Here is an 11,148-nt window from a genome sequence, read left to right as displayed (position 1 = left end):
TCTGTATCCGGCGACAGCGTCAAGGATGCCGCGAATCGAGGAATTCATTGTAGGGAGGAGGCCGCGGCAGAAGCTGCCGAATTGGCAAGCGACACCGGCCACTGGCAGCGTAGCGTGCTGCGGCTGGGCCGCTGGCAGCGCAACGTGCTGCGGGGACAGGCGCGCTGGCTGCAAGTGGCGGCGGATGGGCTTGGCGTATCGCGGCCTCAGGCTACGACAGGTGCATCGGCCGGGAGGAAGACGGATGCAGCGACGCCAAAACGGGCAGCGAGGGCCCGAATCTGGCGCACGTTGAGTTCGCGGCGCCCTTTCAGGATTTCCGAAACCACGCCCTGGCTACCGATTTCGGGGACTTGTGCCTGCGTAAGGTGGTGCTGCTCCATCAGAAATCGCAAGGCATCCACGCCGCTTACGGCAGGAAATGCGTAGTGTGCCTGGTCGTAGTCTGCAATCAACTCACCGAGCGTCGCGACCAGATCCGCCAGAGGATGCGATTCGTCTGCCGCGCCCGCATCGAGCAGTGCGTTCATGACGTTGACGGCCTCGTGATAATCACGTTCAGTCCGGATGGGGTGCAGGGGTACGACTTCGGACAAAGCGCGGAAGTGAGCGGTCAGTGCAGCCACGTTCAAGAGGGCTTCCATTTGTCGTACTCCTTGTGAGTCAGGACTTCGCGCACGTAGAGCATCTGGCGGTCGAAGTGAATCGCGGTGATGAGATGGTATTTGTTGCCACCAAAGTCGAAGACGTAGAAATTTCCCACACGATCGGTAGCATCAAAGGTTGCCTTCAAGTGGGCATAGCTGCCGAAGCTGGTGGCCTCGACCAGTTTGCGCCAAGCCTGTAAGGGTACTTTGGCATCCGGATATCGGGCCGCGAAATCCACCAGGGTTTTGTTAGAGATCACGCGCATGACGGCAGTGTATCTCAAATTGAGATTACCCGCGCAAGGGCCAGTATTACCGCCGGCTAGCCTTAGCCAGCAGGACGGCTGTGGCTGAACGCCACCACCAGGTCGGCCGAGTCATCCTGGACCGTGCCATCGGCATGTATCAAGCACCACTCATGCTCGATAGGCATTCTCAGACGCTTGCCCGCGCCTGAGCCACCGCAGCGCAGACTTGGCCCTGATCACGCCCACGCCATCCTCAATGTCGATGTTGGCGCCATAGCGTCGAATCGTCTGCCTTTATACTGCGGCATGGCCTACGATCTCACCGACAAACTCGTCATCGGCATCTCGTCCCGAGCGCTATTCGACCTCGAGCACGAGAACGGTATCTATCAATCCGAAGGCGTGGCTTCCTACTCCGCCTACCAGCGCCAGCATGAGGACGAGCCCCTGCTGCCGGGCACGGCCTTCCCGCTGGTGCAGGCGCTGCTCGAACTCAATCACCTGATCCCGGACCGCAGGCTGGTCGAGGTGGTGGTGATCTCACGCAATTCGCCCGACACCGGGCTGCGCGCGTTCAACGCCATCGAGACGCATCGGCTGGACATCACCCGCGCGGCCTTCACCGGCGGCGAGCCGATCTCTCGATACCTGCAAGCCTTCAAGGTAGACCTGTTCCTCTCGCGCGAAGCCTCCGACGTACAGGCCGCCATCGACGGTGGCGTGGCCGCGGCCCAGCTTTACGCCGCGCCCGCCGACTATCACGCCCCCGCCGGCCAGATCCGCATCGCCTTCGACGGCGACGCCGTGCTGTTCTCGCCCGAGTCCGAGCAGATTTTCAAGCAGAAAGGGCTGGAGGCCTTTACCCGGCATGAGCAGAAACACCGCCACAAGGCCATGGCCGAAGGGCCGTTCGCCAAGCTGCTGCTCCGGCTGGCGGAGATCCAGTCGCATTTCGAGCCGGGACAGTGCCCGGTGCGCATCGCCATCGTGACTGCGCGCAACAGCCCGGCGCACACGCGGGTGGTGCATACCTTGCGGGCGTGGAACGTCAGCATCGACGAGGCGTTCTTCCTGGGCGGGCTGCCCAAGGACCAGGTCCTGCAGGCCTTCGGCGCGCATATGTTCTTCGATGACCAGGAGGGACATGTGGAACTGGCTTCGGCGGTGGTGCCGTCGGGGCGGGTACCTTATAAGGGCGGCGAACTGGGCGGCGGCAAGCGGCGTACGGCTGCGCGCAAGCGCGTGACGAACCCGCGGGCCGATGCGCCCCCTGTAGACACGTCTGAGTCCGCTGCCTCTTCCGTTGAATGAAAACGTTCGCCCTTTACCTCGTCACTGCCTGCGCGGAAATCCTCGGCTGCTATCTGCCTTACCTGTGGTTGCGCCAGGGCGCCAGCGCCTGGATCCTGATCCCCGGCGCCCTGGCGCTGGTGTTGTTTGCCTGGCTGCTGTCGTTGCACCCGGACGCGTCCGGGCGGGTCTATGCGGCTTATGGCGGGATTTACATCGCGGTCGCTATCGCGTGGTTATGGCTGGTGGATGGGGTGCGGCCCAGCCACTGGGATCTGGCCGGGGTGGCGGTGGCAATTGCGGGCATGGCGATTATCGTGTTCCAGCCACGGTGAGATAAAGCGGGCATGGATAGGTACGAGGCTGCAGGCACGGCCTCGCTATAATGAACGCCGCGCCCCCCCGCGGACGGCACTTTTTTCTTTGGCGGCCCGCCGTTGCCTGACTCATATGATGACCCTGATTGAAGCGTTCGGTCTTGTCGAACGTCTGCCTGCCAGAGAACGCCTTATTGTTGGCCGCCCTGACGAGAAACGCACGTACTGGTCCTCCGGGAGCATTGAGAGCGCGGACCTGGTGAAAGACCTTGACCCGAGCGTCATTCAAGCCGTCGACGAGTTCCGCGCTGGCAACGGCAATCTCAGGGTCATCATCTTCAGAAAAGGCGATGCCGTCGATCTCGTGGTGGCGATGGGCGTCGACTCCCTGGACGCCATTGCAGATGCGCTTGCGATTGCCGATCAGGAGCGGGCGCGCCGCCGCACTCGCTGACCGGCACGGTGCATCCGGGGCCGCTCAGGCCGCCACGCGCACCGCCTCGCCCCGATACCGGGCCAGCAGCTCCGCCCGGCGTGCCGCCACTTTTTCCATATTGGCTTCCTTGACATGCCCGAAGCCACGGATGTCGTCGGGCAGGCTGGCCAGCGCCACCGCCGTGTCCAGGCGATCGGCACTCAACGTTGCGCCAAACTCTTCCACCATGGCGATGTAATCCTCGATCAGTTTGCGCTCCGCGCGCCGCTCGGCGGTCTTGCCGAACACGTCGAAGGCGGTGCCGCGCAAGCCCTTGGCGCGTGCCAGCAAACGGAATGCGGTCAGCATGGCCGGGCCGAAGCGGCGCTTGACCAGGTGGCCATGCGAGTCCTGCTTGGCCAGCAGCGGGGGGGCCAGGTGGAAGCTGAGCTGGTAGTCACGGCCAGGTTCGCCTTCGAACTGCGCGCGCAGTTTGTCCAGGAAGGCGGGGTCGGCGTACAGGCGGGCGACCTCGTACTCATCCTTGTAGGCCATCAGCTTGGCCAGGTTGTGCGCCACGGCTTCGCTGAGCGGCAGGCGGGCATTGGCACCCACGCGCGTCTCGGCGGCGCGCACGCCGTCGACCACGGCACGGTACCGGGCGGCGTATGCCGGGTTCTGGTAGGCCGTGAGCAGCGCTTCGCGCTGGCGGATGACGCTATCGAGCGTTTCCGGCATGGCCACCACCTGCGCGCGCGGCGCCATTTGCAATTGCGCGCTCAGCGCCGCTTCGCCATGGTGCGCCAGATAGCGCCCCCAGTCGAAGGCCAGCAGGTTCTTCTCGACCGACACGCCGTTCAGCTCGATGGCCCGCACCAGGCTGTCACGCTGCAGCGGCACCCAGCCTTTCTGCCAGGCAAAGCCGAGCAGCAGCGGGTTGGAGTAGATCGAATCGGCCAGGAGCTTCACGGCCCAGGCATTGGCATCGATAAAGGCGCAGGCTTCGCCGACGCTGGCGCGCAGGTCTTGCTCGGCCGAGGCGCCCGGGAACTTCCAGTTCGGGTTTTTGATGAAGTCGGCGGTCGGCGTGTTGGCGCTATTGATGGCGGCCGCCGTCACGTCGACCCGGGTCTTGGACAGGACTTCGGGCGAGGCCGAGACGATGGCGTCGCAGCCGATCACCAGCCGCGCCTCGCCAGTGGCGATACGGGTAGCATGCAGCGCGGCGGGAGTCGGCGCAATCTGCACATGGCTGATCACCGCGCCCCCCTTCTGCGCCAGGCCGGCCATGTCGAGCACGGTCACGCCCTTTTGCTCCAGGTGGGCAGCCATGCCGAGCAGGCCGCCGATGGTGACCACGCCAGTGCCGCCGACACCCGTTACCAGCACGCCGTAGGGCCGCTCGAGCATGGGCAGCGCCGGCTGCGGCAGCGCGCTGAAATCGGCGCCCGCGCCCTTGCCGCCCGCCGCGGCCGGCTTGCGCACCTGAGCGCCTTCAGCCGTGACAAAACTCGGGCAGAAGCCGTTGACGCAGGAGAAGTCCTTGTTGCAGGAGGACTGGTTGATCTTGCGCTTGGTGCCCAGCGGCGTTTCCAGCGGCTCCACCGACAGGCAGTTGGACTTGACCGAGCAATCGCCGCAGCCTTCGCAGACCGCGTCGTTGATGAAGGCGCGTTTGGCGGGATCGGCCATGGTGCCGCGCTTGCGGCGGCGGCGCTTCTCGGTGGCGCAGGTCTGGTCGTAGATCAGGATGGTGACGCCGGCGGTGTCGCGCAGCTGGACCTGGATGTCGTCGAGCTGGTCGCGGTGATGCACCGTGACGCCGCCGGGCAACATGCTGCCGTCGCCGTATTTCTCCGGCTCGTCGGTCACCACCACGATCTTGCTGGCGCCTTCGGCCAGCACCTGGTGCGCAATCTGCGGCACGGTCAGCACGCCGTCCACGGGCTGGCCGCCGGTCATCGCCACGGCATCGTTGAAGAGGATCTTGTAGGTGATGCAGGCCTTGGACGCGATGGCCGCGCGGATCGCCAGCAGGCCCGAGTGGAAGTAAGTGCCGTCGCCAAGGTTGACGAACACATGCTTCTCGCCGGTGAAATGCATCTGGCCGGTCCACGCCACGCCTTCGCCGCCCATCTGGCTGAAGGTGTCGGTATTGCGGTCCATCCACATCGCCATATAGTGGCAGCCGATGCCGGCGAGCGCGCGCGAGCCTTCGGGCACGCGGGTGGACGTGTTGTGCGGGCAGCCCGAGCAGAACCAGGGCTTGCGCTCCACCGAGATACGCGGGCGCGCGGCTTCGCGCTCCTTGGCCTCGATCAGCGCCACGCGCGCGGCGATGCGTTCGCGCACGTCAGACGGCAGGTCGCTCTTCTCCAGCCGGGTGGCGATGGCCTTGGCGATCAGCGCCGGCGATAGCTCATAGTGCGCCGGCAGCAGCCAGTTGCCGCGCGGTAGCGACCATTCGCCGCCGTGGTTGCCGCGCTCGTCGAACTTGCCGTAGACCTTGGGGCGCACGTCGTCGCGCCAGTTGTAGAGCTCTTCCTTGAGCGCGTATTCGAGGATCTGGCGCTTTTCTTCCACCACCAGGATCTCTTCCAGGCCGGTGGCGAAGTCGCGCGCGTCGTGCGCGTCCAGCGGCCACACGCAGCCCACCTTGAACACGCGGATGCCGATGCGGCGGCAGGTGTCGTCGTCCAGGCCGAGGTCCGACAGCGCCTGGCGCACGTCGAGGTAGGCCTTGCCGGCGGTCATGATGCCGAAGCGCGCGTTGGGCGAATCCAGCACCACGCGGTTGAGCTTGTTGGCGCGGATGTAGGCCAGTGCCGCATACCATTTGTGGTCGAGCAGGCGGGCTTCCTGCGCCAGCGGCGGGTCGGGCCAGCGGATATTGAGGCCGCCTTCCGGCATGGCGAAGTCCTCCGGCAGCACGATCTTCACGCGATCGGGATCGACTTCGACCGAGGCCGTGGATTCCACCACATCGGTCACGCATTTCATCGACACCCACAGGCCGGAGTAGCGGCTCATGGCCCAGCCATGCAGGCCATAGTCGAGGTATTCCTGCACATTGGACGGATACAGCACCGGGATGCCGGAAGCCAGCAGCACGTGTTCGGACTGGTGCGCCACCGAGGACGACTTGGCGGCGTGGTCGTCGCCCGCCAGCACCAGCACGCCGCCATGCTTCGCCGAGCCGGCGGAATTGGCGTGCTTGAGCACGTCGATGGAACGGTCCACGCCCGGGCCCTTGCCGTACCACATCGAGAACACGCCGTCGCGGGTGCCGTGCGGGAACAGATTGACCTGCTGGGTGCCCCACACGGCGGTGGCCGCCAGGTCCTCGTTCACGCCGGGCTGGAACACCACGTCGCTGGCGGCCAGGTGCTTCTTGGCCTTCCACAGCGCCTGGTCCACCCCGCCCAGCGGCGAGCCGCGATAGCCCGAGATAAAGCCGGCGGTATTCAGCCCGGCAGCGCGGTCGCGCGCCTTTTGCAGCATGGGCAGGCGCACCAGCGCCTGGGTGCCGCTGAGATAGACGCGGCCTTTTTCCAGGGTGTATTTGTCGTCGAGGGTAACCGACGCCAGGGCATCTTGCTGGGCTTGGGATAGGGGGGCATTCATCGATGCTGTCTCCGTACGCTCTTATGGGGCTGGAGCTGAGTGTAGGAAGGCGCGCCGATATCGTAAAATCACGAATTCAGAGAGCTGGTATCTGAAAAACACATAGCTGGAGCGCACATGGCGAAAGAACGGCACGGCAAGGAAGAAGGCGGGCAGCGCATTGCCAAGGAAATCACCTTGCGGCAGTTCCGCTACTTCTCGGCGGCGGCGGAAACCGGGCAGTTCTCGATGGCTGCCACGGCCGAGCATGTGTCGCAATCGGCCATTACCAATGCCGTGCTGATGCTCGAGCAGCAGCTCGGCGTGCGTCTCTTCGATCGCTTGCCACACGGCGTGGCACTGACGGCGGAGGGCCACCGGCTACACCAGCGCGCCCGCCAGATCCTGGACGCCGTGCAGGACACCCTGCGCGAGCCGCGCTTCCAGGCGCACAACCTGCAGGGCAAAGTCCGGCTGGCGGCGTCCTATACCGTGCTGGGCTACCTGCTGCCGGGACTGCTGGCGCGCTTTCGCACCAACTATCCGGATGTGGATTTCGACCTGCACGACATGGACCGCCCGGGCATCGAGCAGGCCGTGCTGTCCGGGGAGATCGAGCTAGGCATCGGCCTGCTGTCCAATATCGAGAAGCTGCCGCGGTTTGCCCACCACACGGTAATCCGCTCGCGGCGGCAGCTCTGGGCGTCGCCGTCGCACCCTTTGCTGGCTCTGCCCCGCCTGACGCTGAAGGACATCGCGGCGCACCCCTACATCCTGCTCACGGTGGACGAAGGCGAGCGCTCCACGCTGCGCTACTGGCGCAGCAAGCGGCTGGCGCCGTCGATCGCGTTTCGCACCAGTTCGATGGAAGCGCTGCGCGGCCTGGTGGCGCACGGCTTCGGCGTGACCGTGTTGTCCGACATGGTGTACCGCCCGTGGTCGCTGGAGGGCAGGCAGATCGAGGCAAGGCCGATTGCCGACGGCGTGCCGGACATGGAAGTCGGGCTGCTGTGGCAGCCCGGGCGCAAGCTGGAGAAGGCGGCGGACGCCCTGCGCGAGTTCCTGATCCACACCAGCGGCAGCTGACTGCGCCGCTGCGCCGCATCGCCACACCTGGTGTTCCAGATCGGAACACTGCCTCGCGCCGTGACACATCGGCTACAGCCGGCATAGCCCGGCCAAGCGCCGTCTTTGCCCGGTTTCTGGCGTTCTCGCTCCGTAATGTCCGCCGGGCACAGCTCTTGCGGAAGGGTATCCGTGCGCAAACAAAGCGGCACGACACGCAGTACAGAGCGAAATCACAAATCGGAGCGAGACATGAACATGGCGGAAATCGCCCAGCTGGGCGTTGCGTATCCCTACAAGGAACAGTACGAGAACTATATCGGCGGCGCCTGGGTGGCCCCGGCCGATGGCCAGTACTTCGAAGCCATCTCGCCGGTCACCGGCAAGACCTTCACGCGCGTGCCGCGCTCCAACCAGAAGGACGTGGAAGCCGCGCTGGACGCAGCGCACCGCGCCAAGGGCACCTGGGGCCGTACCTCCACCACCGAGCGCGCCAACATCCTCAACCGCATCGCTGACCGCATCGAGGCCAACCTGGTCACGCTGGCGGTGGCCGAGACCATCGACAACGGCAAGCCCATCCGCGAAACCACGGCGGCCGACCTGCCGCTGGCGGTAGACCACTTCCGCTATTTCGCCGGCTGTATCCGGGCGCAGGAAGGCGGCATCTCCGAGATCGACCACGACACCGTGGCCTATCACTTCCATGAGCCCCTCGGCGTGGTCGGCCAGATCATCCCGTGGAATTTCCCGCTCCTGATGGCCACGTGGAAGCTGGCGCCCGCGCTGGCCGCCGGCAACTGCGTGGTGCTCAAGCCCGCGGAACAAACCCCGGCCTCGATCCTGGTGCTGATGGAAATCATCGGCGACCTGCTGCCGCCGGGCGTGCTCAATGTGATCAACGGCTTCGGCCTGGAAGCCGGCAAGCCGCTGGCATCCAGCTCTCGCATCAGCAAGATTGCCTTTACCGGCGAGACCACCACCGGCCGGCTGATCATGCAGTACGCCTCGCAGAACCTGATCCCGGTCACGCTGGAACTGGGGGGCAAGTCGCCGAACATCTTCTTCGAGGATGTGCTGTCCGCCGACGATGCCTACTTCGACAAGGCGCTGGAAGGCTTCGCCATGTTCGCGCTGAACCAGGGCGAAGTCTGCACCTGCCCGTCGCGCGCGCTGATCCAGGAATCGATCTACGAGCGCTTCATGGAACGCGCGCTCAAGCGCGTGGCGGCGATCAAGCAGGGCCACCCGCTCGACAAGGCCACCATGATCGGCGCGCAGGCCTCGCAGGAACAACTGGAAAAGATCCTCTCCTACATCGACCTGGGCAAGCAGGAAGGCGCGCAGTGCCTGATCGGCGGCGAGCGCAACGCGCTGGGCGGCGACCTGTCCAGCGGCTACTACGTCAAGCCCACGGTATTCGCCGGCCATAACAAGATGCGCATCTTCCAGGAAGAGATCTTTGGCCCGGTGGTTTCTGTCACCACCTTCAAGGATGAGGAGGAAGCGCTGGAAATCGCCAACGATACGCTCTACGGCCTGGGCGCCGGTGTATGGACACGCGATGGCGCGCGCGCCTTCCGCATGGGCCGCGGCATCCAGGCTGGCCGCGTGTGGACCAACTGCTATCACGCCTATCCGGCCCATGCGGCGTTCGGCGGCTACAAGCAATCCGGCATCGGGCGCGAGAACCATCGCATGATGCTGGATCACTACCAGCAGACCAAGAACCTGCTGGTGAGCTACAGCCCGAACGCGCTCGGCTTCTTTTGATATAGCGCAAGAATGGGCGTATCCGCCCATGCCATGATCGGCATGGTGCCCGGGCTGCCGGCCTCCTGCCGCGCAGCGCGGGCGTCCTTGCCAACAGCATCAGGAGTCGAGATGACAGCGATGATGAAAGCCGCCGTGGTGCGCGAGTTCGGCGCCCCGCTCACGATCGATGAAGTACCGGTGCCGCAACCTGGACGCGGCCAGATCCAGGTCAAGATTGAAGCCTCGGGCGTATGCCACACCGACCTGCACGCCGCCGAAGGCGACTGGCCGGTCAAGCCCACCCTGCCCTTTATCCCCGGCCACGAAGGCGTGGGCTATGTATCGGCGGTAGGCGCCGGCGTGACCCGCGTGAAGGAAGGCGACCGTGTCGGCGTGCCCTGGCTCTACAGCGCCTGCGGCTATTGCGAGCACTGCCTGCAGGGCTGGGAAACCCTGTGCRAAAAGCAGGAGAATACCGGTTATTCGGTCAACGGCGGCTATGGCGAATACGTGGTTGCCGATCCCAACTACGTAGGGCTGCTGCCTGACAGCGTGGGCTTTGTCGAGATCGCGCCCATCCTGTGCGCGGGCGTCACAGTCTACAAGGGCTTGAAAGTTACCGATACTCGCCCCGGGCAATGGGTGGTGATCTCCGGCATCGGCGGGCTTGGCCATGTGGCGGTGCAATATGCGCGCGCCATGGGCCTGCGCGTGGCGGCGGTGGATATCGACGACAAGAAACTCGATCTCGCCCGCAAGCTGGGGGCCGAGGTCACGGTCAATGCGCGTACGACCGATCCCGTGGCGTTCCTGCAAAAGGAAATCGGCGGCGCGCACGGCGCGCTGGTGACGGCGGTTTCGCCCAAGGCGTTCGGCCAGGCCATCGGCATGGTGCGGCGCGGCGGCACGGTTGCGCTGAACGGCTTGCCGCCGGGAGACTTCCCCACGCCGATTTTCGATGTGGTGCTCAAGGGCATTACCATCCGCGGCTCCATCGTCGGCACCCGCAGCGACCTGCAGGAATCACTCGACTTCGCCGCTCATGGGGCGGTCAAGGCTACCGTGTCCACCGCGCCGCTGGAGAAGATCAACGAGATCTTCACGCGCATGCGCGCCGGCGATATCGAAGGCCGGGTGGTGATGGACTTTGCTGCCTGAGGTTTGTGGCCTGAACGGTCTGTAGGCAAGGAGCCACCCGATGTCCAACGCTGATGCCACTTCACCCGACGCGGTGCAACGCGTCGTTGCCACCCCTGCCGCGCTTGCGCTGATCGAGCGCTTGCGCGCTCAGCATGGCGCGTTGATGTTCCACCAGTCAGGGGGGTGCTGCGATGGGAGYGCGCCGATGTGCTATCCGGATGGCGAGCTGATTATCGGCGATGCCGACGTTTGCCTCGGCGAGATTGGCGGCGCGCGGTTTTATATGACGCGGGCGCAGTTCGAGTACTGGCAGCATACGCGGCTGGTGATTGATGTGGTGGCGGGGTCGGGGGGGATGTTTTCGCTGGAGGGGCCGACGGGGATGCGGTTTTTGACGCGGTCGGAGTTGTTTAGCGATGAGGAGGCTGGGAGATTGGACTCAACTTCAACTTCAATTTCAACTTCAAAAGCCTAAAGTCAAAGGCGGTTTCACCCCCCTGCGGGGGGCGACCTACTTTCTTGTCTTGCCAAGAAAGTAGGCAAAGAAGGCGCGCCGGATGGGGCGACTTCCCCTCGTCGTCAGGCAAAAAGAGCGGCCGGGGGCCAAACTCGCATCGCCTTAAGGCGATACTCAAACATGGCCCCCTCTTTTCCGCTCTTTTTGCCTG

The 11,148-nt window shown here is 64.9% G+C and carries 10 protein-coding genes; 7 read left to right on the top strand and 3 right to left on the bottom strand.

Annotated elements, in window-relative coordinates; all coding sequences use genetic code 11:
• Positions 1-206: 206 nt before the first annotated feature.
• Both AC1DN0_RS16275 and AC1DN0_RS16270 read right to left on the bottom strand, forming a co-directional pair.
• The gene (locus AC1DN0_RS16275; RefSeq protein WP_441634975.1) at positions 207-644 is read right to left on the bottom strand and encodes a helix-turn-helix domain-containing protein; all 438 of its coding nucleotides are present in this window, start codon (positions 642-644) and stop codon (positions 207-209) included.
• Positions 629-913 (bottom strand): type II toxin-antitoxin system HigB family toxin, encoded by a 285-nt coding sequence (locus AC1DN0_RS16270; protein ID WP_441634973.1) that lies wholly within the window; start codon positions 911-913, stop codon positions 629-631. The genes AC1DN0_RS16275 and AC1DN0_RS16270 overlap by 16 nt, the downstream gene beginning before the upstream one ends.
• Before the next feature lie 288 nt (positions 914-1,201).
• Between AC1DN0_RS16270 and AC1DN0_RS16265 the strand changes: the two genes are divergently transcribed.
• From AC1DN0_RS16265 to AC1DN0_RS16255, 3 genes are all read left to right on the top strand, one after another.
• Complete coding sequence (locus AC1DN0_RS16265; RefSeq protein ID WP_441634971.1) at positions 1,202-2,206, top strand: 5'-nucleotidase; 1,005 nt, start codon at positions 1,202-1,204, stop codon at positions 2,204-2,206.
• Complete coding sequence (locus AC1DN0_RS16260; RefSeq protein WP_441634969.1) at positions 2,203-2,520, top strand: YnfA family protein; 318 nt, start codon at positions 2,203-2,205, stop codon at positions 2,518-2,520. The genes AC1DN0_RS16265 and AC1DN0_RS16260 overlap by 4 nt, the downstream gene beginning before the upstream one ends.
• Positions 2,521-2,635: 115 nt before the next feature.
• Positions 2,636-2,956 (top strand): hypothetical protein, encoded by a 321-nt coding sequence (locus AC1DN0_RS16255; RefSeq protein ID WP_441634967.1) that lies wholly within the window; start codon positions 2,636-2,638, stop codon positions 2,954-2,956.
• Between the two features lie 24 nt (positions 2,957-2,980).
• Here the strand turns inward: AC1DN0_RS16255 and AC1DN0_RS16250 are convergent, their stop codons facing one another.
• On the bottom strand, positions 2,981-6,541 hold the full coding sequence (locus tag AC1DN0_RS16250) for an indolepyruvate ferredoxin oxidoreductase family protein (protein ID WP_441634965.1): 3,561 nt from the start codon (positions 6,539-6,541) through the stop codon (positions 2,981-2,983).
• Positions 6,542-6,658: 117 nt separating this feature from the next.
• Here AC1DN0_RS16250 and AC1DN0_RS16245 point away from each other — a divergent pair, with 117 nt between their 5' ends.
• The 4 genes from AC1DN0_RS16245 (at position 6,659) to AC1DN0_RS16230 (ending at position 10,955) form a co-directional block, all read left to right on the top strand.
• A complete protein-coding gene (locus tag AC1DN0_RS16245; RefSeq protein ID WP_441634963.1) occupies positions 6,659-7,606 on the top strand; it encodes a LysR family transcriptional regulator in 948 nt (315 codons plus the stop codon).
• A 231-nt stretch (positions 7,607-7,837) separates the two neighbouring features.
• Positions 7,838-9,358 (top strand): aldehyde dehydrogenase, encoded by a 1,521-nt coding sequence (gene adh / locus AC1DN0_RS16240; RefSeq protein ID WP_441634961.1) that lies wholly within the window; start codon positions 7,838-7,840, stop codon positions 9,356-9,358.
• 111 nt (positions 9,359-9,469) lie between these two features.
• Positions 9,470-10,498, top strand: a complete 1,029-nt coding sequence (gene adhP, locus AC1DN0_RS16235; RefSeq protein ID WP_477145846.1) for an alcohol dehydrogenase AdhP — start codon at positions 9,470-9,472, stop codon at positions 10,496-10,498.
• 40 nt (positions 10,499-10,538) lie between these two features.
• Positions 10,539-10,955, top strand: coding sequence for a DUF779 domain-containing protein (locus AC1DN0_RS16230; RefSeq protein ID WP_441634957.1), 417 nt, complete (start codon positions 10,539-10,541; stop codon positions 10,953-10,955).
• Positions 10,956-11,148 lie beyond the last annotated feature (193 nt).

The sequence above is a fragment of the Cupriavidus sp. 05N39 genome (assembly GCF_056397325.1).
This window is presented reverse-complemented; position numbering and strand designations above follow the sequence as displayed.